The organism is Nocardia anocheti (assembly GCF_029675105.1).
Lineage (GTDB): Bacteria > Actinomycetota > Actinomycetes > Mycobacteriales > Mycobacteriaceae > Nocardia.
In genome coordinates this window covers 484,852-508,260 of sequence record NZ_JAQQFV010000002.1, presented here as the reverse complement: position 1 = coordinate 508,260, position 23,409 = coordinate 484,852, and the positions used below count along the sequence as shown (strand labels likewise).

Annotated in this window: 19 protein-coding genes and 2 pseudogenes; 15 read left to right on the top strand and 6 right to left on the bottom strand. The window is 69.6% G+C overall.

Annotated elements, in window-relative coordinates; all coding sequences use genetic code 11:
- Window position 1: 1 nt before the first annotated feature.
- From pucL to QC180_RS06230, 3 genes are all read left to right on the top strand, one after another.
- Entirely contained in the window at window positions 2-895 is an 894-nt protein-coding gene (gene pucL / locus QC180_RS06240) for a factor-independent urate hydroxylase (protein ID WP_278261625.1), read from the top strand.
- Window positions 883-2,253, top strand: coding sequence for an 8-oxoguanine deaminase (locus QC180_RS06235; RefSeq protein WP_278261624.1), 1,371 nt, complete (start codon window positions 883-885; stop codon window positions 2,251-2,253). The genes pucL and QC180_RS06235 overlap by 13 nt, the downstream gene beginning before the upstream one ends.
- Before the next feature lie 141 nt (window positions 2,254-2,394).
- Window positions 2,395-3,240, top strand: a complete 846-nt coding sequence (locus QC180_RS06230; RefSeq protein ID WP_278261623.1) for an FAD binding domain-containing protein — start codon at window positions 2,395-2,397, stop codon at window positions 3,238-3,240.
- A 2-nt stretch (window positions 3,241-3,242) separates the two neighbouring features.
- Here QC180_RS06230 and QC180_RS06225 read toward each other — a convergent pair whose 3' ends face one another.
- Window positions 3,243-3,641, bottom strand: a complete 399-nt coding sequence (locus QC180_RS06225; RefSeq protein WP_278261622.1) for a winged helix-turn-helix transcriptional regulator — start codon at window positions 3,639-3,641, stop codon at window positions 3,243-3,245.
- Window positions 3,642-3,742: 101 nt separating this feature from the next.
- On the opposite strand from QC180_RS06225, the gene QC180_RS06220 reads away from it, so the two are divergent.
- From QC180_RS06220 to puuE, 6 genes and pseudogenes are all read left to right on the top strand, one after another.
- Window positions 3,743-4,684: an NADP-dependent oxidoreductase gene (locus tag QC180_RS06220; protein WP_278261621.1), complete on the top strand. Its 942-nt coding sequence runs from the start codon at window positions 3,743-3,745 to the stop codon at window positions 4,682-4,684.
- Between the two features lie 16 nt (window positions 4,685-4,700).
- Window positions 4,701-5,222, top strand: a pseudogene (locus QC180_RS30305) ((2Fe-2S)-binding protein); the annotation flags it as partial.
- A 342-nt stretch (window positions 5,223-5,564) separates the two neighbouring features.
- Window positions 5,565-7,820: pseudogene (locus tag QC180_RS06215) on the top strand (xanthine dehydrogenase family protein molybdopterin-binding subunit); the annotation flags it as partial.
- Window positions 7,817-9,046 carry a DUF6986 family protein gene (locus QC180_RS06210; protein WP_278261619.1) on the top strand — a complete coding sequence of 410 codons (1,230 nt, stop codon included), beginning with the start codon at window positions 7,817-7,819 and terminating at the stop codon, window positions 9,044-9,046. The pseudogene QC180_RS06215 and the gene QC180_RS06210, both read left to right, overlap by 4 nt.
- Before the next feature lie 60 nt (window positions 9,047-9,106).
- Window positions 9,107-10,081, top strand: coding sequence for an allantoicase (alc, locus tag QC180_RS06205; RefSeq protein ID WP_278261618.1), 975 nt, complete (start codon window positions 9,107-9,109; stop codon window positions 10,079-10,081).
- On the top strand, window positions 10,078-10,980 hold the full coding sequence (gene puuE / locus QC180_RS06200; RefSeq protein WP_278261617.1) for an allantoinase PuuE: 903 nt from the start codon (window positions 10,078-10,080) through the stop codon (window positions 10,978-10,980). The genes alc and puuE overlap by 4 nt, the downstream gene beginning before the upstream one ends.
- Here puuE and QC180_RS06195 read toward each other — a convergent pair whose 3' ends face one another.
- Complete coding sequence (locus tag QC180_RS06195; protein WP_278261616.1) at window positions 10,981-11,271, bottom strand: hypothetical protein; 291 nt, start codon at window positions 11,269-11,271, stop codon at window positions 10,981-10,983.
- Window positions 11,272-11,291: 20 nt separating this feature from the next.
- On the bottom strand, window positions 11,292-12,440 hold the full coding sequence (locus QC180_RS06190; protein WP_474646396.1) for an alpha/beta hydrolase: 1,149 nt from the start codon (window positions 12,438-12,440) through the stop codon (window positions 11,292-11,294).
- A 462-nt stretch (window positions 12,441-12,902) separates the two neighbouring features.
- Here QC180_RS06190 and aceA point away from each other — a divergent pair, with 462 nt between their 5' ends.
- From aceA to metE, 3 genes are all read left to right on the top strand, one after another.
- Complete coding sequence (aceA, locus tag QC180_RS06185) at window positions 12,903-14,192, top strand: isocitrate lyase (protein ID WP_278261614.1); 1,290 nt, start codon at window positions 12,903-12,905, stop codon at window positions 14,190-14,192.
- A gap of 113 nt (window positions 14,193-14,305) precedes the next feature.
- Window positions 14,306-15,220 (top strand): 3-hydroxybutyryl-CoA dehydrogenase, encoded by a 915-nt coding sequence (locus tag QC180_RS06180; RefSeq protein ID WP_474646395.1) that lies wholly within the window; start codon window positions 14,306-14,308, stop codon window positions 15,218-15,220.
- Between the two features lie 224 nt (window positions 15,221-15,444).
- Window positions 15,445-17,766 carry a 5-methyltetrahydropteroyltriglutamate--homocysteine S-methyltransferase gene (gene metE, locus QC180_RS06175; RefSeq protein WP_278261612.1) on the top strand — a complete coding sequence of 774 codons (2,322 nt, stop codon included), beginning with the start codon at window positions 15,445-15,447 and terminating at the stop codon, window positions 17,764-17,766.
- Window positions 17,767-17,817: 51 nt separating this feature from the next.
- Here metE and QC180_RS06170 read toward each other — a convergent pair whose 3' ends face one another.
- The 3 genes from QC180_RS06170 to QC180_RS06160 form a co-directional block, all read right to left on the bottom strand.
- A complete protein-coding gene (locus QC180_RS06170) occupies window positions 17,818-18,555 on the bottom strand; it encodes a ZIP family metal transporter (RefSeq protein WP_278261611.1) in 738 nt (245 codons plus the stop codon).
- Between the two features lie 3 nt (window positions 18,556-18,558).
- Window positions 18,559-19,743 (bottom strand): AI-2E family transporter, encoded by a 1,185-nt coding sequence (locus tag QC180_RS06165; RefSeq protein WP_278261610.1) that lies wholly within the window; start codon window positions 19,741-19,743, stop codon window positions 18,559-18,561.
- A gap of 174 nt (window positions 19,744-19,917) precedes the next feature.
- Complete coding sequence (locus QC180_RS06160) at window positions 19,918-20,970, bottom strand: NAD(P)-dependent alcohol dehydrogenase (RefSeq protein WP_278261609.1); 1,053 nt, start codon at window positions 20,968-20,970, stop codon at window positions 19,918-19,920.
- Window positions 20,971-21,088: 118 nt separating this feature from the next.
- Between QC180_RS06160 and QC180_RS06155 the strand changes: the two genes are divergently transcribed.
- The 3 genes from QC180_RS06155 (at window position 21,089) to QC180_RS06145 (ending at window position 23,361) form a co-directional block, all read left to right on the top strand.
- On the top strand, window positions 21,089-22,177 hold the full coding sequence (locus QC180_RS06155) for a S1C family serine protease (protein WP_278261608.1): 1,089 nt from the start codon (window positions 21,089-21,091) through the stop codon (window positions 22,175-22,177).
- Between the two features lie 67 nt (window positions 22,178-22,244).
- Entirely contained in the window at window positions 22,245-22,493 is a 249-nt protein-coding gene (locus QC180_RS06150; RefSeq protein ID WP_278261607.1) for a DUF4351 domain-containing protein, read from the top strand.
- A gap of 76 nt (window positions 22,494-22,569) precedes the next feature.
- Window positions 22,570-23,361: a DUF6159 family protein gene (locus QC180_RS06145; protein ID WP_278261606.1), complete on the top strand. Its 792-nt coding sequence runs from the start codon at window positions 22,570-22,572 to the stop codon at window positions 23,359-23,361.
- Window positions 23,362-23,409 lie beyond the last annotated feature (48 nt).

Genomic DNA, 23,409 nt, shown 5'->3' with positions numbered 1-23,409 from the left:
GATGGCATTGAGCGGTCCGATCGTGTTGACCGACAACAGATACGGCAAATCCGAGAACCGGATCGTGCGTTTCCACAAGGAGAACGCGCGCCACGAGATCCGCGATGTGAACGTCTCCACCACGCTGCGGGGGGATTTCGCGGCGGCCTATACCGACGGTGATCAGCGGCAGGTGCTGCCCACCGATTCGCAGAAGAACGCCGCGTTCGTCTTCGCCAAGAAGCCGGGTCTCGACACCATCGAGGATTACGCGCTCGCGTTGGGACGGCATTTCGTCGAGACCGTCGGGCCGGTGACGAGCGCGCGGATCGATGTGGATTCCTTCGGCTGGCAACGGGTCTCGGTAGACGGCACCGAGCACGACCACACCTGGGTCCGGCGGGGGCCGGAGGTGCGCACGGCGGCGGTGACCGTCAGCGGGGAGGGCGCGTGGGTGCTCGGTGGGGTGCGGGATCTGGTGCTGCTCAAGTCGACCGGCTCGGAGTTCGCCGACTTCCTGGAGGACGAGTACACGACCCTCGCGCCGACCCGTGATCGCGTGCTCGCCACCTCGCTGACGGTGTGGTGGCGCTTCGCCGAGAGCGGCGGGGTCGACTGGGACCAGACCTACGACGGTATCCGCGCGACCCTGCTGGAACTGTTCGCCACCACCTACTCCAAGGCCGTGCAGCAGACGCTCTACGCCATGGGACACGCGGTGCTGGAACGCTTTCCGGTGCTGGCCGAGATCCGGCTGTCCGCGCCGAACAATCACCATTTCGGCTACGACCTGGCCCGGTTCGGCATCCTGAACGCCGACGAGGTGTTCTGGGCCGCCGACCGGCCCTACGGGTCCATCCACGCCACCCTGGCACGCGCGGACGCGCCGGACGCGGGAATCGCGTGGCAGCCGTGAGCGGGCCGGATCTTGTGATCGAGGGGTGCGCGGTGGTGACCGTCGACGCGGCGGGCACCGAGTACCGCGACGGTTGGGTTTCGGTGCGCGGCAACGTCATCGAGGCGGTCGGGTCGGGCCGAGCGCCCGCTTTCGGACCGGAGACCCGCCGGATCGACGGGCGCGGATGCCTGCTCACGCCGGGACTGGTCAACACCCATCACCACCTGTACCAGTGGATCACTCGCGGGGTGGCCGCCGACAACACCCTGTTCGAATGGCTGACCACGCTGTATCCGGTGTGGGCGCGTATCGACGAGAAGTCGGTGCGGATCGCGGCGACCGGGGCGCTGGTGTCGCTGGCCCGCAGCGGCTGCACCACCACCTCCGATCACCACTACGTATTCCCTCGGGGCGGCGGTGATCTGCTCGGGGCCGAGATCGGCGCGGCCGCGGCGGTGGGGTTGCGGTTCCATCCGGCGCGCGGGTCGATGGATCTGGGGCGGAGCCAGGGTGGGTTGCCACCGGATGAGGTGGTCGAGTCGATCGACGACATCCTCGCCGCCTCGGTGGCCGCCGTCGAGCAGTGGCACGATCCGTCCTTCGACGCGATGGTGCGGATCGCGCTGGCGCCCTGCTCGCCGTTCTCGGTGACCGCCGATCTGCTGCGCGAATCGGCGGCGCTGGCCAGGGCGCACGGCGTGCGGCTGCACACCCACCTCGCCGAAACCGTCGACGAGCTGGACTTCTGCCGCGAGAACTTCGGCTGCGCACCCGCCGAGTACATGGAGCGGTTGGGCTGGCTGGGCGAGGACGTCTGGTTCGCGCACGGCGTGCACCTCGACGATCCGGCCATCGCGGCCATGGCCCGCACCGGCACCGGCGTGGCCCACTGCCCGACCTCCAACGGCAGGCTCGGCGCTGGCATCGCGCCCACCGCGGCGCTGGTGGCGGCCGGAGTGCCGGTGGGGCTCGGCGTCGACGGGGCGGCCAGCAACGAGTCCAGTTCGATGATCGAGGAACCGCGCAACGCGCTGCTCTACGCCCGCGCGGTCGGCGGGCCGCGCGCCATGACGGTGCGGACCGCGCTGGAACTGGCCACCCTCGGCGGGGCGCGGGTGCTGGGACGGGCGGCCGAGATCGGCTCGATCGAGCCGGGCAAACTCGCCGACCTGGCGCTGTGGCGGCTCGACACGCCCGCGCACGCCGGGATCGAGGACCCGGTGGTCGCGCTGGTGCTCGGCGCGGCGCCGCCGCTGGCACTGACGCTGGTGAACGGGCGCGAGGTGGTGCGCGACGGGGTGGTCACCACGGTGGACGAGGCGGGCGTGGGTCTGGAGGTGGCCGCGGCGCAGGCGGCGCTGCGGCTGGGAAGTTGATCTTCTCTGGCGCGCTGAACTGTCGTTTCGGCGAATTCGGAGCACACTGGAGGTCATCGGGTTAACCACGGCGCGGTCGTCGCGCAACGTCGTGGCAACTCCCCGCCCCTAGCCTGGCCGGTGAGGTAAGCGAGGTGGAACGTGGATCTGGATACCGTCCGGGAGGTGGTTCTCGCCCGCGACCGCGCCGACCTGGCCCAGGTCGGCGCGCACAGTGCGGTGCTCGCCGGTGGCACCTTCCTGTTCTCCGAACCGCACGACCACCTGCACCGCCTCGTCGACATCACCACCCTGGGCTGGCCGCCGCTGCTGGGCCGCTCCGACGGGCTCGAGATCGCCGCCACCTGCACGCTGGCGCAGTTCGCCGGAGCGCGACCAGGCCGCGAACTCGGCACGCCGACGCTGCGACCGGAATGGCCGGGGACCGCGCTGTTCGCGCAGTCGTGCCGGGCGCTGCTGGCCTCGCACAAGATCTGGCGCACGGCCACGGTCGGCGGGAATGTGTGTCTGTCGCTGCCCGCCGGGGCGGTGCTCGGCGCGCTGGTGGCGCTGGACGCGACCGCGGTGATCTGGCCGCGCGGCGGCGGTGAGCGGCGGATCATGCTGCGCGACTTCGTCACCGGTCCGGGCGAGAACATCCTGTCGTCGGACGCGGTGGTGCGGTCCTTCGTGGTGCCGATGGCGAGTCTGTTGGCGCGCACCAGCTTTCGCAAGATCTCGCTGGCGCCACTGGGGCGATCCGGCTCGGTGGTGATGGGCAGGCGGGAGGCGAGCGGGCGGTGCGCGATCACCGTCACGGCCGCGACCGTGCGGCCGGTGGTCGTCGAGTTCGCCTCGGTGCCCTCGGAATTCGAGGTCGAGGCGGCGCTGTTGGAGTTCGAGCCGGAGCTGTGGTTCGACGATCCGCACGGCGCGCCGGACTGGCGCAGGCACGTCACCGGGCTGCTGGTCGGTGAGGTGGCCGCCGAGCTCAGGAGGTCGTCGTGAGGTCAGGACCGGGCGTCGTAGGCGGCGCGGGCGCGCAAAACCTGGTCCATGTGGTCCTCGGCCCAGCTCTTGATGGTGCGCATCACCGGGAGCAGTTCCTCGCCGAGCGGGGTCAGCCGGTAGTCGACGCGGACCGGGACCTCGGGCAGCACGGTGCGGGTCAGCAGGCCGTCGCGTTCCAGATTGCGCAGGGTCTGGGTGAGCATCTTCTGACTCACCCCGGCCAGGCGCTGGTTGAGCTCGCTGTAGCGCAGCGGGCCGTCGGCCAGGGCGTTCACGGTCAGGCTCACCCACTTGTCGCCGATGCGGTCGAGCAGTTGTCGCGCCGGGCAGGCGGCCACATAGGCGTTGTAGGCCGCGCTCGCCTCCGCGCGGCGCTGGGCGGCGGTTCGTGTGCTCATCGCTCTCCCTCGCGTGCGATACGCACTTCACGGTGCGTACTTCCCGACAGAGAGTAGCTCTCCCTAGGTTCGTAAGCACCTACGGAAGAGGAGAAACCAGCATGCGCGCAGTGGTCGTCCAGCGATTCGGCGGACCGGAAGCACTCGAACTGATCGAGGTCGCGCGGCCGGAGCCGGGGCCGGGGCAGGTGCGGATCCGGGTGGCGGCCGCGACGGTGAATCCCGTCGACGCGGCGACCAGGTCCGGTGCGCTGGTGGCGGCCGGGTTGATGGCGCCGCGCGCGGTGACCGGGATCGGCTGGGATGTGGCCGGGGAGATCGACGCGGTCGGCCCCGTGGTGGCCGGGTTCGCGGTGGGTCAGCCGGTGATCGGGCTGCGTGACCTGCTGGATCGGTCGCTGGGCAGCTACGCCGAGTACCTCGTGGTGGACGCGTCGGCGGTGGCGCCCGCACCCGCCGGGGTCACCGCGGTGGAGGCCGCGACGCTGCCGCTGAACGGGCTCACCGCACTCCAGTCGCTGGATCTGCTCGCGCTGCAATCGGGTGACACCCTGCTGGTCACCGGTGCGGCCGGTGCGGTGGGTGGGTTCGCGGTGGAGATCGCCGCGCGGTGGCGTGGGGTGCGGGTGATCGCGCAGGTCGGGGACGCGGACGCGGCTGCCGCGCGGGGGCTCGGGGCGGAGTGGGTGGTCTCGCGGGAGACGCCGGACTTGGCCGAGGCGGTGCGCGCGGTGGTGCCGGGTGGGGTCGATGCCGTGCTCGACACTGTCGGCCTCGGCGCCGCCGCGCTGGCCGCCGTGCGCAATCGCGGGGCCTTCGTGACCGTCGTCGGTGGCGCTGACCCGAAACCGTTGCGCGGCATCCGGGTTCACCACACCTGGATCACCGCCGACGGTGCCGCCCTCGCCACCCTCACTGGCTACGACCTCCACCTGCGCGTCGCTGACACCTTGCCGCTGGACCGCGCCGCCGACGCCCACACGCGGTTGGCCGGGGGCGGATTGCGCGGGCGGATCGTGCTGACCACCGGTGGTGGCCTATGAGTCGGGGAGGTGGGGTATGCGACTGACTGTCGACGGTTCGTCCGCCGAGGTGACCGCGCGGCCCGGTCAATGTCTGCGCACGTTGCTGCGCGAACAGGGGCATCTCGCGGTCAAGAAGGGTTGTGACGCGGGCGATTGCGGTGCGTGCTCGGTGCTGCTGGATGGTGAGCCGGTGCATTCGTGCCTCATCCCCGCCCACCGTGCGGAGGGGCGGGTCGTCACGACCGCTGCCGGGCTCGGTGCCGTTGACGCGCCTGATGCGGTGCAGCGCAGCATGGTTGCGCGGGCTGGGTTCCAGTGTGGGTTCTGTACGGCCGGTATGGTCGTCACAGCCAGTGGGCTCGCTGCCGCCCGGCAGGTCGAGCTGCCCGGGTCTGTCGATGATCCCGGACCTTCGATCATCGACGATGAGCGCGCGGAGCTGTTGAAGGGGAACCTGTGCCGCTGCACGGGTTACCGCGCCATCGCCGACGCCCTGTCCCCCTCCTGTGCATCGGTGTGCACAACTTCAGATGATGCGGTTGCGACGCCGGACGGTGTGCGGTCCGTGGGTGAGGGGCGCGGAGAGTCAGGAGAGAACGGCCGTCGCGGGCCTGAGGGTGAAGGTGCTGCGGAGTCGGTAGCGCCTGGGAGTTCGCAGCTCGCCGGTGAAGTGGAGCTGCTGACCCCCAGGCGCGCGAGTGATGGGGGCGCGGGAGATCGTGGTGCCGAGGCATCGGGTGTGGTGGCGGAAGGGCCTGGGGTCGAGTCGTTTCTGAGGCCGGACGCGGGGGAGTGGACGGCGGTGTCGGTGGGGGCCGGGCCTTCGGTGGGAGCGGCGGAGGTGCTGGGGGCGGCGGCCGCGGTGAGTGCGGGGCGGCGGTTCGGGGTGGGGCGCGTGGGGGATGGGGTGGGGGCGCCGGGTGGGGAGCGGATTGTGCGGGGTGGGGAGGCGTTCACGCTGGATGTGGCAGTGGGGGAGCCGGGGGCGGGGGCTTGGCATCTGGCGGTGTTGGGGAGTCCGGTGGCGTATGGGCGGGTGGTGTCCGTCGAGGTGGCGGGGGCGTTGGCGGTGCCGGGGGTGCGGGCGGTGTTGACGGCGGAGGACGCGCCGGGGGTGGCGTTTTCGACGGCTCGGCACGAGTTCAGGGAGGACGATCCGGACGACACCGTGGTGATCGATCGGGTGATGCGGTTCGTGGGGCAGCGGGTGGCGGCGGTGGTGGGGGAGACGCTCGACGCGGCGCGGGCGGGGGTGCGGGCGTTGCGGGTGGAGTACGAGGAGTGGCCCGGGGTGTTCACGCCGGAGGAGGCGTTGGGTGCGGGGGCGCCGAAAATCCATGCGGACAAGACGGAGGCGGCGCGGATCGCGGACCCGGAGCGGAATCTTGTCGCCGAGATTCATGGCGGGGTGGGTGATTTCGCCCGTGGCATGGCGAGCGCCGCGAAAGTAGTGCGGGGAGTGTGGCATTCGCCCCGGGTGCAGCACGTGCATCTGGAGACGCACTGCGGGATCGGCTGGCTCGATGACGCGGGGCGCCTGGTGGTGCGGTCGAGTACCCAGGTGCCGTTTCTGGTGCGCGACGAGTTGTGTCACATTTTCGGGCTGACGCGGGATCGGGTGCGGGTCTTCGCGACTCGGGTCGGTGGGGGGTTCGGGGCCAAGCAGGAGATGCTGGTCGAGGATCTGATCGCGCTGGCGGTGCTGCGGACGGGGCATCCGGTGCAGTACGAGTTCACCAGGAGCGAGGAGTTCACCGCGGCGATCTGTCGGCATCCGATGCGCGTCGAGGTGACCGCCGGGGCCGACGCGGACGGGATGCTCACCGCGCTCGCCGTGGACGTACTGGCCGACGCGGGCGCCTACGGCAACCACAGCGCGGGCGTGCTGTTCCACAGCGTCGGGGAATCGGTCGCCGTGTACCGGTGCCCGAACAAGCGCGTCGACGCACAGGCGGCGTACACCAACAACATTCCCTCTGGCGCGTTCCGTGGCTACGGGCTCGGCCAGGTGATCTTCGGTGTCGAATCGGCCATCGACGAGCTGGCCCGCGAGCTGGGTATCGATCCCTTCGAATTCCGCCGTCGCAATGTCGTGGTGCCCGGCGATCGGTTCACGGCCGCCGAAGTGGACGAAGGCGACCTGGTCTTCGGCAGTTACGGGCTCGACCAGTGCCTCGACACGGCCCAGAACGCCTTGCGTCGGGGGAATGGGGTCACCGCGCCCGGCCCGGACTGGCGGGTGGGCGAGGGAATGGCCGTCGCCATGATCGCGACCATCCCCCCGCGCGGACATCACGCCGACGCCAGCGCGCGCCTGCTCGCCGACGGTCGGTACGAAATAGCCGTGGGCACCGCGGAATTCGGCAACGGGACGACCACCGTGCACGCCCAGCTCGCGGCGACCGCGCTGGCCACGAGTGCGGACCGCGTCGCGGTCCGCCGCGCCGACACCGATCTCGTCGGCCACGACACCGGCGCCTTCGGTTCCACCGGCACCGTCGTCGCGGGTAAGGCGGTCTACGCGGCGGCATTGGAACTGCACGCGATGCTGCTGGCCAGGGCCGCGAAGATCACCGGTCATCCCGAACGGGACGGTGTGCTGGAGGCGGCGGGGGTGCGCTGTGGCGCGGAGTTCGTCGGTCTCGGTCAGCTGCTCGCCGAGGGTGAGCTGATCGCGCACGGGACCCACGCGGGCACGCCGCGCTCGGTGAGTTTCAATGTGCACGCCTTCCGGGTCGCGGTGCAGCCCAGCACCGGGCTCGTGCGGATTCTGCAGTCGGTCCAGGTGGCCGACGCGGGCACGGTGGTCAATCCCGTGCAGTTGCGCGGGCAGGTGGAGGGTGGGATCGCGCAGGCGTTGGGGACCGCGCTCTACGAGGAAATGCGCACCGAGCAGGGCGTCGTCAGCACGCGCACGCTGCGGCACTATCACCTTCCGCAGTTCGCGGATCTGCCCCGCACCGAGGTGTATTTCGCCGAAACCAGTGACGAGTTCGGTCCGCTGGGCGCCAAATCGATGAGTGAGTCCCCCTACAACCCGGTCGCGCCCGCGCTGGCCAATGCCCTGCGCGACGCCGTCGGCGTGCGACCGGACCGATTGCCGATGACCGCCGATCGCGTGTGGCGGCACATCCAGGAAGGAGCCGCCGGGTGAGCGCCCGTCTGCCCGAACACATCCGCGCGCGTGTCGAGTCGGTGCTCGACAGCGTCGACGCCGAACTGCGGGCCCGATACCCGGGTGCGGGGGAACGCGCGCAGCCCGTGCACACCGCCTACGTCAGCGCCGACCGCGCGTCGACCGACACCCCGGCCGAGTGGGGCGCCGCCGCGCTGGACCTGCTCGACCGGCACCCAGACTTCCTCGCCGACCTCGACGCCACCGGCTCGCTCCCCGCCGTCCGACGCAGGCTGACCGAGCAGCCGATCCAGGACCTGCGCATCGACTTCGAGGACGGTTACGGCATTCGCGCCGACGACGAGGAGGACGCTGCGGCCGTGGCGGCTGGCGAGGCGCTGGCGAGCTGGGCCGGAAAGGACAGTGCGCCTTCGTCGTTCGGTGTGCGGATCAAAGGGTTGGCCGGTGGAGAGCGGAGCCGGGCCCTGCGCACGCTGGAACTGGTCCTGGCGGGTGCGGGCGGCGTGCCACCGGGATTCGTGTTCACGGTGCCGAAGATCAGGGCGGCCCAGCAGGTATCGGCGCTGGTGGACCTGTGCGCCGGACTCGAGCGCGGCTACGGGCTGCCCGACCACACCTTGCGCTTCGAACTCCAGATCGAGAGCCCGCAGGCGATCATCGCCCCGGACGGCACCGCCCCGATCGCGCGCATGATCCAGCTGTCCGACAAGCGATGCGGCGCCCTGCATTTCGGCACCTACGACTACACCGCCGCCTGCGGCATCGCCGCCACCGACCAGGCCCTGGACCATCCGGCCGCCGATCACGCCAAGACCGTCATGCAGGTGGCGGCCGCGCAGACCGGTGTGTGGATCTGTGACGGCTCCACCCAGATCGTCCCCGGCGACGACCCCGAAGCCGCCCTGCGCAACCACCACCGCCTGGTCACCCGCGCCCTGCGCCGGGGCTACTACCAGGGCTGGGACATGCATCCCGGCCACCTGATCACCCGCTGGCTGGCGACCTACGACTTCTTCCGCACCGCCACCGACGTGGCCGTGCCCCGCTTGCGGGCGTATCTGGACCGCCGTGCCGAGGGCATCGTCGACGAGCCCGCCACGGCCGAGGCGCTGGCGGCCACGGTCCTGCGCGCGGTGCGATGTGGGGCCGTCGACGGCGGCGAACTACTGTCTCGCGCACCAGAACTCACCTCCGAGGTGCTCGACGGATTAGTGACACGGTCGACCACACCGCAGGGCAGGTGAGGCGACGACGGAATCAGCGACGGCGGCACAGCGATACGCACCCGAGGTAGAGGAGGCACGGTGAGCACAACCCACAGCGAGGACTTCACCCTCCTGCCCGACCTGGCGGGACGGGCCCTCGGCGGCTCGGTGATCTGGGCGAACGACGAGTTCTTCGCCGAGAAGGAGAACTTGATCAAGCCGGGTCCGGCCGAGTACCGGCCGTCGACCTTCGGGCACCGGGGACAGGTCTACGACGGCTGGGAGACCCAGCGCCACCGGGGCCGACCCGGCGACGACGCGGCCGTGATCCGGCTCGGGATTCCGGGCGCGATCCGGGGCGTCGTGGTGGACACCGCCTGGTTCACGGGCAACTATCCCCCCGAGATCTCGGTGGCGGCGCTCGCGATCGAGGGGTACCCGCCCGCCGACGAGATCGCCGCTCGGACGGATTGGGTGCCGCTGCTGGAACGGGTGAAAGTCGTGGGAGACAGCCTCAATGCGTTTCCCGTCGGCGACGAGAACCGCTGGACCCACGTGCGACTCACCCTGCACCCCGACGGGGGCGTCGCCCGACTGCGCGTCCACGGCGAGGGCCGACCCGACCCCGAACTGCTCGGACTCGGCCCCTTCGACCTGGCCGCGCTCGAGAACGGCGCGCTGGTGCTGGACTGCTCGAACCGCTTCTACAGCTCACCCAACCACCTGCTCTACCCCGGACTCGCCCGGGTGATGGGTGAGGGCTGGGAGACCGCGCGGCGCCGTGATGACGGAAACGACTGGGTACGCATCAGATTGGCCGGTCCGGGCGCGGTCCGGCTCGCGGAGGTCGACACCTCCTGCTTCCTCGGCAACAGCCCCGCCGCCGCGTCGATCACCGGATTCACCACCGACGGAACCGAAGTCGAACTGCTGCCCCGCACCACGTTGCTGCCCGACACCCGCCACCGTTTCCCACTGGCCCCCGCGGCGGCCTCGGTCGAGGAAGTGCGGCTCGACATCTACCCGGACGGCGGACTGGCCCGGCTGCGGCTCTACGGGGAGCTGGGCGGGTGAGTGTGGTGCGGGACTTCGTCGGCTACGGTCCGACGCCGCCCGACCCGCACTGGCCCGGTGACGCGCGGATCGCGGTGCAGTTCGTGCTGAATTACGAAGAGGGCGGGGAGAACAATGTCCTCGACGGTTCACCGGCTTCGGAGACGTTCCTGTCCGAGATCACGCCCGCCGAGGCTTTCCCGAATCGGCACATGAGCATGGAATCGCTCTACGAGTACGGTTCGCGGGCCGGATTGTGGCGGGTGCTCAGGGTTTTCGAGCGGCATGGCTTGCCGCTGACCGTCTTCGCGGTGGCGCAGGCCATGCGGCGCAATCCCGAAGCGGTGGCGGCCTTTCGGGAACTCGGGCACGAGATCGCCTGTCATGGCCTGTGGTGGAAGTCCTATCAGCTGGTCGACCGCGAGACCGAACGGGCCGAGATGGCCGCCGCGGTACGGATTCTCACCGAACTCACCGGTGCCGCGCCGCGCGGCTGGTACACCGGCCGCGACTCGCCGAATACCCGGGAACTGGTGGTCGAGCACGGCGGGTTCGTCTACGACGCGGATTCCTACGCCGACGACCTCCCGTACTGGACCGAGGTCGCGGGCCGGTCGCACCTGGTGGTCCCGTACACCCTCGACACCAACGACATGCGCTACGCGTCCCCGGCCGGATTCCCCAGCGGTGAACAGTTCTTCACCCATCTGCGCGACGCCTTCGACGTGCTGTATCGCGAAGGGGTGCGGGGGCATCCGAAGATGCTGTCGGTCGGCCTGCACTGCCGCCTGGCGGGGCGCCCGGCGCGCACCGCCGCGCTGGAACGCTTCCTCGACCATGTGCGGGCCCACGACCGGGTGTGGGTCGCGCGCCGGATCGATATCGCCGAACACTGGGCGCGGACCCACCCGCCGCGCTGACTAGGCCAGGCCGCAGCGTTCGATGTTGCTCAGGGTGACCTGGCGGTCGTTCTCCTTGGCCTGCGGGACGCGGGTGTAGGCGCCCATCGAGTCCAGGTAGTTCACGAACGCGTCCGCGATCTGCTCCGGCGTCGCCTCCGGATTCGTGGCGCGGACATTGTCGACCAGGCTGCGGGTGGCCGCGCACTCCTCCTCCTGGGAGAAGATCGGCGGCGGCGGATCGGCCTGGGCCAGGGCCGGGGTCAGCAGGAGCGCGAACGAGGCGAGGGCAACGGAGGCAAGGATTCTCACCGTGGCGACTGTACGCACGCTCAGCGGAACAGGTCGCGGACGAAGGGCAGGGAGTCCGGCAGCGACGCGTTGACGGTGTCGTTGTGATCGGTGGGGTAGGTGCGCACGGTGACCGGCTCACCATTGGCCTCGAGCACCGCCGCGTAGCGCAGGGTCTCGGGGGTGACGACGTCGGTGTCGCGCAGGCCCTGGCCCAGGAACAGTGGGCGGTCGAAACCGGACTCGGGCAGGCCCATGTAGCGGGTGAGCACGCCGTGGATGTCGGGGATGCTCGCCAGGGGGCGGGCGAACAGGTCGCCGACGGCGGGCTTCGCGGCGGCGAGTTCGTCACCGAGGGGGCCGATGCAGGCGGACTCGGCGCGGTCGACCCAGGCGCGGCCCGCGTCGGTGAGCAGGGCATCGATACCGAGGTCGGGGTAGGTGGTGCGCAGGCCGTTGAGGATGTAGAGCACGTAGGCGGTCAGGTGCGAGCTCAGCGCGATCGGGGGGACGCCGGGGCCGACGAGCCCGACGATGTCCTCGATGTAGGCGGGCACGCCGGTGCCCACGGCGCCGCGGTAGTCGAGGGCGGGGCCGCCGAATTCGGTGGCGTGCCGGGCGGTGAACACCGCGGCGCCGCCACCCTGGGACTGGCCGACCACGGCCCACCGGTTCGACAGCGTGGGGTAGTGGGAGGTCGCCGCGCGCACGGCGTCGACCACATTGTGGGCCTCGACCACGCCGTTGAGGTACGGGTGCTCGCCGGGGCCGCCCAGGCCCGCGTAGTCGGCCGCCACGATCGCGTAGCCCTGCGCCAACCAGGTGCCCAGATAGGCCCAGTCGCGCTCGACCGCCGCCGGGCCCGCGACGCTGTAGGCGCAGTCGTCCCCGAGGCCGACGGTGCCGTGCGCCCACGCGATGACCGGCCAGCCGCCCTCGGGCGCGGGACCGGGCGGGAAGTAGACGGCCGCGCTCGTGGTCACCGGGACCTCGCCCGCGGTGGTGGAGCGGTAGAGCAGTCGCTCGGCGTCCACCGAGCCGGGCAGCGTGGCCGCCGCCGTGAGTGCCTCGGTGCCGACGACCCCGCCCGCGGCGGCGTCGGGCTGCGCGCCCGCCGTCGTCTGCGGCAACACACTCAGCGTCGCCAGTGCCGCCAATGCCACGATTCCCGACTTGCGCATGATCCTCATTTCCTCGTACCGGCAGCACGATCTTGCCCGAACCCACGATCCAGTGACGACACGCACAGCGCTGAGGCCCGGCGTGGTGTGTGAATCAACTCACAGAGTGCGAGGCTGGGGTGTATCGGGGCCCGCCCGGCCGAAGATCGCTAACAGTACAAGCGTTATGCTAAAACTCCAGGTCAGCACTACCCGTCGGTAGGCCCGATGCTTGCAATCCGCCTGCAAATTTCGCAAAGTTAGCAAACGCGACGGCAAACCTAGCTGAGATTCACATAAGCAACAGGTAGACGGCTATTTCTCGGTGTGCCATCGTGTGGAAGTACACCCCTCAGGCCCTAGGTAGCCCTAGCAAGCCTGCAAATTGCTCCAGCAGTACGACCCGTGCAACCGAAAGCCTTCCGCCGCCGGTTGATTCACCCGGGCCCGCGCTGCCGGAGCACCGACCACACCGAGGAAGTGGAGTCAGAGATGTCGACTGTCGGCACCCCGAAGACCGCCGCGGAGATCCAGAACGACTGGGACACCAACCCCCGTTGGAAGGGCATCACCCGCAACTACACCGCCGAGCAGGTCGTCGCCCTGCAGGGCAACGTCGTCGAGGAGCACACCCTCGCCCGTCGTGGTGCCGAGATCCTCTGGGACCTCGTCAACAACGAGGACTACATCAACTCCCTCGGTGCCCTCACCGGCAACCAGGCCGTGCAGCAGGTCCGCGCCGGTCTGAAGGCCATCTACCTGTCGGGCTGGCAGGTCGCCGGTGACGCGAACCTGTCCGGCCACACCTACCCCGACCAGTCGCTGTACCCGGCGAACTCGGTCCCGTCGGTGGTCCGTCGCATCAACAACGCGCTGCTGCGCGCCGACGAGATCTCCAAGGTCGAGGGTGACACCTCGGTCGCCAACTGGCTGGCCCCGATCGTGGCCGACGCCGAGGCCGGTTTCGGTGGCGCGCTGAACGCCTACGAGCTGCAGAAGGCGATGATCGCCGCTGGTGCCGCCGGTGTCCACTGGGAGGACCAGCTGGCCTCGGAGAAGAAGTGTGGCCACCTCGGTGGCAAGGTGCTGATCCCCACCCAGCAGCACATCCGCACCCTGACCTCCGCGCGCCTGGCCGCCGACGTCGCCGGTGTGCCGTCGGTCATCATCGCCCGCACCGACGCCGAGGCCGCCACCCTGCTCACCACCGATGTGGACGAGCGCGACCGTGAGTTCCTGGACGGCACCCGTACCGCCGAGGGCTTCTTCGGTGTGAAGAACGGCATCGAGCCCTGCATCGCGCGTGCCAAGGCCTACGCCCCGTACTCCGACCTCATCTGGATGGAGACCGGTGTGCCGGACCTCGAGGTCGCGCGCAAGTTCGCCGAGGCCGTCCGCGGCGAGTTCCCGGACCAGCTGCTGGCCTACAACTGCTCGCCTTCGTTCAACTGGAAGGCGCACCTGGACGACGCGACCATCGCGAAGTTCCAGCGTGAGCTCGGCGCGATGGGCTTCAAGTTCCAGTTCATCACCCTGGCCGGTTTCCACTCGCTGAACTACGGCATGTTCGACCTGGCGCACGGCTACGCTCGCGAGGGCATGACCGCGTTCGTCGACCTGCAGGAGCGCGAGTTCAAGGCCGCCGCCGAGCGTGGCTTCACCGCCATCAAGCACCAGCGTGAGGTCGGTGCCGGGTACTTCGACACCATCGCCACCACCGTCGACCCCAACACCTCGACGGCCGCCCTGAAGGGCTCCACCGAAGAGGGTCAGTTCCACTGATCCCCTCGGGGTTGCTTTGACCGGCAACACCTTTCCTCTACTCCGGTAGGGGTGTACGCCCTCCCACGCCGAACAGCCCCGGCGTGGGAGGGCATCCCTATAACTTGGTCGCTATGACCACCCCAGCCACCCCAGACCCAGACACACAGCAGGAGCGGGACGTGAGCGAGAAGATTCAGCGCGTCGGGATCATCGGCGCCGGACAGATGGGCGCGGGCATCGCGGAAGTGTGCGCACGCGCGCACGTCGACGTCCTCGTCTACGAGACCAGTCGTGAACTCGCCGCGGCGGGCCGCGCGCGCATCCTGCGCTCGCTGGATCGTGGCGTGAGCAGCGGCAAGATCACCGAGCGCGAGCGGGAGCAGGCGGCCTGGCGGCTGCGCTTCACCTCCGACCTGGGCGATTTCGCCGACCGGCAGCTGGTCGTGGAGGCCGTTGTCGAGAACGAAGAGGTCAAGACGGCCATCTTCGCCGAGCTGGACAAGGTGGTCACCGACCCCGACGCCGTGCTCGCCTCCAACACCTCCTCCATCCCGATCATGAAGATCGCCGTGGCCACCGCCAACCCCGAGCGCGTGGTGGGCCTGCACTTCTTCAACCCGGTGCCGGTGCTGCCGCTGGTCGAGCTGGTCACCACGCTCAAGACCAGCGAGCCCGTCGCCAAGCGCGCCGAGGCGTTCGCCGCCGACATCCTGGGCAAGCAGGTCGTGCGTTCGGCCGACCGCTCCGGCTTCGTGGTCAACGCGCTGCTGGTGCCGTACCTGCTCTCGGCCATCCGCATGGTCGAGTCGGGCTTCGCGACCAAGGAAGACGTCGACAAGGCCATGGTGCTCGGCTGTGCCCACCCGATGGGCCCGCTGGCGCTGACCGACCTGGTCGGTCTGGACACCGTGAAGTCGATCGCGGACTCGATGTACGCCGAGTTCAAGGAGCCGCTGTACTCCGCTCCGCCGCTGCTCATGCGCATGGTCGAGGCAGGTCTGCTGGGCAAGAAGACAGGCGCCGGTTTCTACCAGTACGGCAACTAGGTTTGCTCACCGGAGGCCACCGTCATCACCCACTACGCGATGACGGTGGCCTTCGGCCTTTTCCGGGGTGTTTGCAGGGGGAACGGCGAAGGGCCGTGCTCGCGGCCTAAGCTGCAGTAAGCCGGACGCGCTCGCGCGGTCCGGCGCTATGTCGAGCGCAGCAACGCGCGGGACCGGGTCGCCCTGGTCGCCCGCGCAGGTGATCGAAAGGGAGTATCCCGGTCATGGTCAACGTCACCGATGGATTCGGGTCGAGCGTTCTCGGTTACCCGAGGATCGGTCCGCACCGCGAGCTCAAGCGTGCCCTCGAGGAGTACTGGCGCGGATCGCTCGAGCGCGAGGAACTGCTCGCGGTGGGTCGCGACATCCAGCAGCGGCAGTTCGACGAGCTGGCCGCGACCGGCCTGACCCAGGTTCCGGGCAACACCTTCTCCTTCTACGACCACGTCCTCGACAACGCGCTGCTCTTCGGCGCGGTGCCCTCGCGCTTCAAGGAGCACCAGCAGGGTCTGCACCCGCTGGACTTCTACTTCCTGATGGCACGCGGCAATCCGGATCTGCCGCCGCTCGAGCTGGTGCGTTTCTTCGGCACCAACTACCACTACCGTCAGCCCGAGCTCGACGCCGACACCACGTTCTCGCTGCATCCCGAGGCCCTGCTCGACGAGTGGGACCGGGCCATCGCGCGCGGGATCGAGCTGCGTCCGGTGGTGCTGGGGCCGGTGTCGCTGCTGCTGCTGTCGAAGGCGGGGCACGTGCCCGGCGAGGCCGAGTTCGACACGTTGAGCCTGCTGGACAAGCTGCTGCCGTTCTACGAGCAGCTGTTCGAGCTGCTGGCCAAGCGCGGGTCGACCTGTGTGCAGCTCGACGAACCGTGCTTCACCGGCGAGCGCTCGGCGGCCGAGCTGGCCGCCTTCGAGCGCGCCTACCAGCGGCTGGCCAAGGCGCCGCTGCGTCCGCGCATCCTGGTCACCGGGCAGTACGGCGATTTCGGTGAGGCGCTGCGCATCCTGGCCGCCAGCAATGTCGAGGCGATCGGGCTGGACCTGGCCTCCTACCGGATGACGCCGGAGGAACTGGCCGCGATCCCGGGCATCAAGCGCAAGCGGATCTACGCCGGTGTCATCAGCGGGACCAATGTCTGGCGCGCGGATCGTTACGTGACGCTGAACTACCTCAACGCGATCGCCGAGGTGTGCCCCGATCTGGTGGTCTCCACCGGCACCACGCTGCTGCACGTGCCCTACGACGTGCTCGCCGAGTACGACATCGAGGGCAATGTGGCCGACCGGCTCGCCTTCGCCAAGCAGAAGGTGGGCGAGGTGGTCTCGCTGGCCAAGGCGCTCACCGAGGGCCCCTCGGAGAAGTGGCGCAAGAGGCCCACCGAGGTGCACTTCAAGCAGAAGCACGCGGTGCGCCAGCGGGTGTACGCGATCACGCCGCAGATGCGCGAGCGCGAACCGTACGCGGTGCGTCGCGCCGCGCAGCAGGAACGGCTGAATCTGCCGGTGGTGCCCGCCACCACGCTGGGTTCGTTCCCGCAGAGCGGCAAGCTGCGGCAGGCGCGCTACGAGGTGGCCTCGGGACGGCTGTCCGAGCAGGACTACCGCAAGCAGGTCGAGGCCGAGATCGAGGCGACGATCCGGCTGCAGGAGGACATCGGCCTGGACGTGTTCGTGCACGGTGAGCACGAACGCAACGACATGATCCAGTACTTCGCCGAGCAGCTCGACGGCTTCGCCACCACCCGCTTCGGCTGGGTGCAGGTGTACGGCTCGCGGTGCGTGCGGCCGCCGATCGTCTACGGCGATGTCGCGCGGCCCGCGCCGATGTCGGTGGAGTGGACCACCTACGCGCAGTCGCTGACCGACAAGCCGGTCAAGGGCATGGTCACCGGGCCGGTCACCATGCTGGCGCGCTCGTTCGTGCGCCAAGACCAGCCGCTCTACGAGACGGCCGACCAGGTGGCGCTGGCCATTCGCGACGAGGTGGTGGATCTGGAACGGGCGGGCATCGCCATCATCCAGGTCGACGAGCCCGCCATCCGCGAGTTGCTGCCCGCGCGCCCCCGCGGCCGCGAGGAGTACCTGCGCTGGGCGGTCGGCGCCTTCAAACTGGCCACCTCCGGCGTGCGGGCCGATACCCAGATCCACACCCACATCGGCTATTCCGGGCGCACCGACGTGGTCGACGCGATCGAACAGCTCGACGCCGATGTCACCGCGATCGTGGCCACCCGCTCGATCGAGTGGGTCATGCAGGCCCTCACCGAGGACCTGTCCACCGGCCACGGCCTCAGCCACGGTGTGGGCCCCGGCGTCTACGAGAGCCGCTCGGCCCGCATCCCCGACATCGACGAGCTCGACGAACTCCTCACCCAGGCCGCGAAAGCGGTGACCCCGCAACGCCTCTGGGCCAACCCCGATGGTGGTCTGAAGACCCGCCACTACTGGCAGCTCGAGCCCTCGCTGCGCAATATGGTCGCCGCCGCGCGCCGCGTGCGCCGCCGGGCGCTGGCCGCCGAGGCGGAGGCCGCCGCGCAGTAGCACGGATGAATCGGGAAGGGACGCACCGGGTTCGGTGCGTCCCTTTTCGTGTCAGTGGGTGTGGCTCAGGGAGGCTACGGCGAACATGGCGATGACGCCGAGGACGGTGAGCAGGAGGGTGAGGCGGGAGGGGTGGTCGGCGTGGGCTTCGGGGAGGATGTCGGCGGTGGCGAGGTAGAGCAGGAAGCCCGCGAAGTAGCCGAGGTAGAGGCCGATGAACTGGTCGGGGACGGGGATGAGGGTGCCCAGGATGGCGCCGACGACGGGGGCGATGGCGTCGAGACCGAGCAGGGTGAGGGCGCGGCGGCGGGCGCTGCCGTAGAGGGTGGGGATGGTGAAGGTGTTGAAGCCGTCGGCGAAATCGTGGCAGATGACGGCGATGGCGACCGAGAGGCCGACGGTGGCACCCGCCTGGTAGCCGATGCCGATGCCGAAACCGTCCAGGGTGCTGTGGAAGATCAGGCCCGCCGCGGCGAGCAGCCCGACGGACTCGAAGCCGTGGTGGTGGGAACCGAATTCGTCCTCGTGCCCGCGATGGATGGCGACGGCGCGTTCGAGGATGTGCAGGCTGAGGAAACCGACGACGGCCGCGATGAGCACCACCGGCACACCACCCAACTCGCCGGTGGACTGCTCGAGTGCCTCGGGGATCAGGTCGAAGGCGACCAGACCGAGCATCACGCCCGCGGCCAGACCCAGCACCAGGTGTTTGCGGTCGCCGATACGCATGGCGACGAAACCGCCGAACAGCGTCGACAGCATCGAGACCAGCCCGAGCAGGATGGCCACGCGCTACTCGCCCGTGGTGTCGGCGGGCGGCGGGGTCTTGCGTTTCTTCTTCTTGACCGGTGGCGCGTCGGCCCCCTCGGTGACCTCGTAGCGCCGCACATACGCGCCCGCGAAACCCTGCAGCGTCGCGGTGACCGGAATGGCCAGCAGCGCACCGGTCGGCCCTAGTAACGCGGCACCGGCGATGACAGCGCCGAAGGCCACCGCCGGATGCATGTCCAGGGTGGTCGCGGTGATGCGCGGTTGCAGCACGTAGTTCTCGAACTGCTGGTAGGCGATGATGAACAGCAGAATCCAGACTGCGGTGATCGGATCGTGCACCAGGGCCACCAGCACCGGCAGCGCGCCCGCCAGGTAGGTGCCGACGGTCGGGATGAACTGCGAGACCACACCCACCCACAGCGCCAGCGCGAATGCCGAGGGCACGTCGAAGATTCGCAGGGCGATGTAGTGCGCGACCGCCGAACACAGGGCCAGTAGCGCGCGCGAGTAGATGTAGCCGCCGGTCTTCTCCACCGCGATGTCCCAGGCGCGCAGCACGTGCTTCTGCTGCTTCGGGGGCAGCAGCGAGCACACCCAGCTGCGGAAACGCGGGCCGTCGGCGGCGAAGTAGAAGGTGAACAGCAGCACGCCGAGCAGTTGGAACAGCGCGCCGATCGCGACCGTGCCGATGCCCCAGACGTTTCCGGCGATGCCGACCAGGTACTTCTCGATCGTGGAACTCCACTCCGAGGCGTAATTGGTCAGGTCGTCGCCGGAAAGGTCCTGGTTGAAGGTGGAGTTGATCCAGTCGACGATGTCCTGCACGTAGTCGGGCGCGTTCTGCACCAGCATGGTCACCTGGTTGACCAGCAGCGCGCCCAACGTCCACACGAACGCCACGATCAGCACCAGCAGCAGCAGGAAGACCGCGCCGGTGCCCGCCCCGCGCCGAACCCCGCGCGCGGCAAGCCAATTCACCGCAGGCTCGATCGCGAAGGCCAGGAACAGCGAGACCATGAGCACGGTCAGCAGGCCCTGCAACTTGCCCAGGATCCAGAACGCCGCGATCAGCCCCGCCACCGCGAGCACCGCGTAGAGCAGGGCGCGCGGCAACCAACGCGGCGGCCGCGGCACCGACCAACTCGGCGGAAGCGCGCTCAGCTCGGCGGCCGCGGGCCCGGGTTTCGATTCGTCATCGGCAGCCACGACGTCACGGTACCGACGAGAGGCCGTGAGACCAGCCCACGGCACGCCAATCGACCACTAACCGCACTCCCAGCCCACCAAACGACTGCGAGCACGTCAGCATCCCGCCAAAACCCGGCCCCGCCCCCGCGACCCCTAGGGACCGCGACTCGAGCGCGCCAGCGCTCCAAAAACTCAGATGGTCGCCACGTCGATGACGAAGCGGTACTGCACGTCGCTGGCGATGACGCGGTCGTAGGCCGAGTCGATCTCGTCGGCGGAGATCAGTTCGATGTCGGCGCCGATGCCGTGGGAGGCGCAGAAGTTGAGCATCTCCTGGGTCTGGGCGATGCCGCCGATCATCGAACCGGCCAGGGAGCGGCGGTAGGCGGCGAGGTTGCGGCCGTGGACGGTCATCGGGTTCTCGGGCAGGCCGAGGATGACCAGGCTGCCGTCGAGGGCGAGCAGGCGCAGGTAGTTGTCGATGGGCAGGTCGGCGGAGACGGTGTTGATGATCAGGTCGAAGCTGTTGCGCAGCTGCCGGAAGGTTTCCTTGTCGCTGGTCGCGTAGTAGTGGGTGGCGCCCATGCGCAGGCCGTCGTCGCGCTTGCGCAGCGACTGGCTGAGCACGGTGACCTCGGCGCCCAGCGCGGCCGCGATCTTCACCCCGACGTGCCCGAGCCCGCCCATACCGATGATCGCGACCTTCTTGCCCGGCCCGGCGTTCCAATGCTTGAGCGGGGAGTACAGCGTGATGCCCGCGCACAGCAGCGGCGCGGCGACATCGAGGTCGATGCCCTCGGGAATCGCGACGACGAAGTTCTCGGTGACCACGATCTGGGTCGAGTAGCCGCCGAGGGTGTAGCCGCCGGGCTGGGTCTGCTCGGGGACCGGTGAGTTGTAGGTCCAGCTCGCGCCGCGCGCGCAGTACTGTTCCTCGCCCGCCAGACACGGCTCGCAGGTGCCGCACGAGTTCACCAGGCAGCCGACGCCGACCCGGTCGCCGACCTGGTACTTGCGCACGGACGAGCCGGTGGCGGCGACGATGCCCGCGATCTCGTGGCCGGGCACGCACGGATATTTGGTGCCGCCCCACTCGTCGCGGGCGGTGTGGATGTCGGAGTGGCAGATGCCCACGAACTTGATGTCGATCAGTACGTCGTCGGGGCCGAGCTCACGGCGCTCGATGGTGACCTTCTCGAAGGACCCGTCGGCGGACGGCAGGGCGTAGGCAGCGGCTTTGCTCATGTCCCTATGCCTACCGGCGCATGTGTCGTTTGCCAACCCACCGCGTCCGGATCGAGACCGGCGCGTGGGGAATCGCGGGTAACAATGGAGGAGTCGGCTCGCGAGAGAGGACACACACGTGCGAGGTGGACGGGTGCTGGCGATGCTGGTCGTCGCCGTGTTCGGGGTCGCCGCGTTTCTCGGCGTCCGCGGTGAGCTGACGCTTCCCGGCTCCGGCCCGGTGGGTGAGGTGGCCGCGATCGCGCAGGCCCCGCCGCTGATTCCGCTGGATCCGGTGCTGGTGGCCGACCAGGTGCAGCCCGCGCTGGTCAATATCGAGGTGGAGGCGGCGCCGTTGGGGATCGCCGCGGCCGGGTCGGGGATCGTGCTCACCGAGGACGGCCAGATCCTCACCAGCCACCACGTGATCAAGGGTGCCGATCAGTTGACGGTGACCGATATCGGCAACGGGTTGATCTACGAGGCCACCGTGCTGGGCTACGACTCCTCGGCCGATATCGCGCTGCTCTCGCTGGCTGGCGCGTCCGGGCTGACGGCCGCGCGGCTGGGCACCTCCGCCGACCTGCGCATGCGCCAGGACGTGCTCGCCATCGGCGACGCGGGCGGCGACGGCGGCGCGCCCACCGCGGTCGCCGGTCCGATCACCGACCTGGACGCGGCGATCGTGGCGATGAACTCCGCCGACATGTCCCGCAAGTCGCTGCGCGGCATGGTCGAGATCGCGGCGCCGGTGGTCGGTGGGCAGTCCGGTGGCGCGCTGGCCGACGGCACCGGCGCGGTCGTCGGGGTGATCACCGCCGCCTCCGGCGAGCGCACCCCCGCCGAACTGGAGAACAGACCGGCCAACGGCTACGCGGTGCCGATCGACACCGCCATGCGGATCGTGGACCAGATCCGCTCCGGCACCCCCACCGACACCGTCCACATCGGCCCCACCGCCACCCTCGGCGTCCAGATCGTCGACGCCCATCCCACCGCCGGAGCCCGCGTGACCTGGTCCTTCTACGGCCAACCCGCCCGCCAGGCCGGTATCTCCGACGGCGACGTGATCACCGCCGTCGACGGCACCACCGTCACCACCGCCAAGGCGCTCAGCGCCGCCATCAACGTCCGCAAGCCCGCCGACCTGGTCCGCCTCGAAGTCACCGCCCCCGACGGCACCACCCGCGTCGTCGACGTCGTCCTCGCCACAGGCACGCCCAACTGACCTCCAACCACGCCGACCTTCGTACATTGGGTGTGTCAGCGATGTCGAGCCGGAACGGTTCGGTCCATTGATCGACCAGCTGGAGCCGCAGGCGAGGGAGGCTGTTGTGATCACTTTTGAACAGTTGGTGGCTCGTGGTGAGGCCCGTGGGGAAGCGCGGGCCAGGGTGGAGACGTTGCTGCGGTTGCTCGGTCGCAAGTTCGGGGAGGTTTCGGAGGGGGTGGGTGAGCGGGTTCGGGGGGCGAGTGTGGTCGAGCTGGATCGGTGGATCGATCAGGTGCTGACGGCTACTTCCGTGGAGGATGTGCTGCGCTGAGCGGGCGGTTAGGGTGGGGCGTTCGGTCGTTCGATTCGGTGGGGGGATTGTGGTGGCGTTCGGGAATTCTTGGCGGATGTTCAAGACGTCGGCGGCGGTGTTGAGGTCGTCGAAGGAGTTGACGGTCTTTCCGGTGTTGTCGGGGGTGGCGAGCTTGGCGGTGACGGTGACGTTCGTCGTGCCGATCGCGGCCTCGGATCTGTGGGATCGGTCGGCGGTGCTGACGTATGTGCTGTTCGGGGCGATGTATCTGGCCTCGGCGTTCGTGACGGTGTTCTTCAATGCCGCGTTGATCTCGCAGGCCGATCTCGCGATGCGCGGTGGTGATCCCAGTGTGGCCGGTGGGGTGCGGGCGGCGGGGGCGCGGTGGCCGCGGATTCTGGTGTGGGCGTTGATTTCCGCGACCGTGTCGCAGGTGTTGCGGATCGTGCAGGACCGGCTCGGGTTCCTCGGCACGATTCTGACCGCGATCGCGGGGACCGCCTGGCAGGTGGTGTCTTTTCTGGTGCTGCCGAAGATGGTGCTGGCCGATCGGGGGCTCGTCGACGCGGTGAAGGACTCGGCGGAGTCGATGAAGCGGACCTGGGGCGAGAACGTCGTCGGCAATGTGGGACTCGGGGTCTTCGGTGTGCTGCTGATGATTCCCGGTGCGCTGCTGGTGATCGCGGGTCTGCTGGCGGTCGGGACGAGTGTCGCCGTGGCGGTGCTCGGGGTGCTGCTGGGCAGCGTCTGGGTGATCCTGGCCGCGGTGGTGGTCTCGGCGCTGACCGGGATCTATCAGACCGCGCTGTACCGGTACAGCGTTGACGGCGTGGTGCCGGTCGCGTTCGGTAACGCGGATCTGGCGCACGCCTTCGGCCCGCGCTGACCACGGCGGGCACACCGCGCCCAGCCTGAGCGGCCGGAGCCGCTGTCG

Excerpts from the sequence above, each read along its gene's own strand:
- QC180_RS06225 (WP_278261622.1), bottom strand. The coding sequence starts at position 3,641 with ATGAGCACACGAACCGCCGCCCAGCGCCGCGCGGAGGCGAGCGCGGCC.
- QC180_RS06180 (WP_474646395.1), top strand. The coding sequence starts at position 14,306 with ATGACCACCCCAGCCACCCCAGACCCAGACACACAGCAGGAGCGGGAC.
- pucL (WP_278261625.1), top strand. The coding sequence starts at position 2 with ATGGCATTGAGCGGTCCGATCGTGTTGACCGACAACAGATACGGCAAA.
- QC180_RS06160 (WP_278261609.1), bottom strand. The coding sequence starts at position 20,970 with ATGAGCAAAGCCGCTGCCTACGCCCTGCCGTCCGCCGACGGGTCCTTC.
- QC180_RS06145 (WP_278261606.1), top strand. The coding sequence starts at position 22,570 with ATGTTCAAGACGTCGGCGGCGGTGTTGAGGTCGTCGAAGGAGTTGACG.
- QC180_RS06220 (WP_278261621.1), top strand. The coding sequence starts at position 3,743 with ATGCGCGCAGTGGTCGTCCAGCGATTCGGCGGACCGGAAGCACTCGAA.
- QC180_RS06190 (WP_474646396.1), bottom strand. The coding sequence starts at position 12,440 with ATGAGGATCATGCGCAAGTCGGGAATCGTGGCATTGGCGGCACTGGCG.
- aceA (WP_278261614.1), top strand. The coding sequence starts at position 12,903 with ATGTCGACTGTCGGCACCCCGAAGACCGCCGCGGAGATCCAGAACGAC.
- metE (WP_278261612.1), top strand. The coding sequence starts at position 15,445 with ATGGTCAACGTCACCGATGGATTCGGGTCGAGCGTTCTCGGTTACCCG.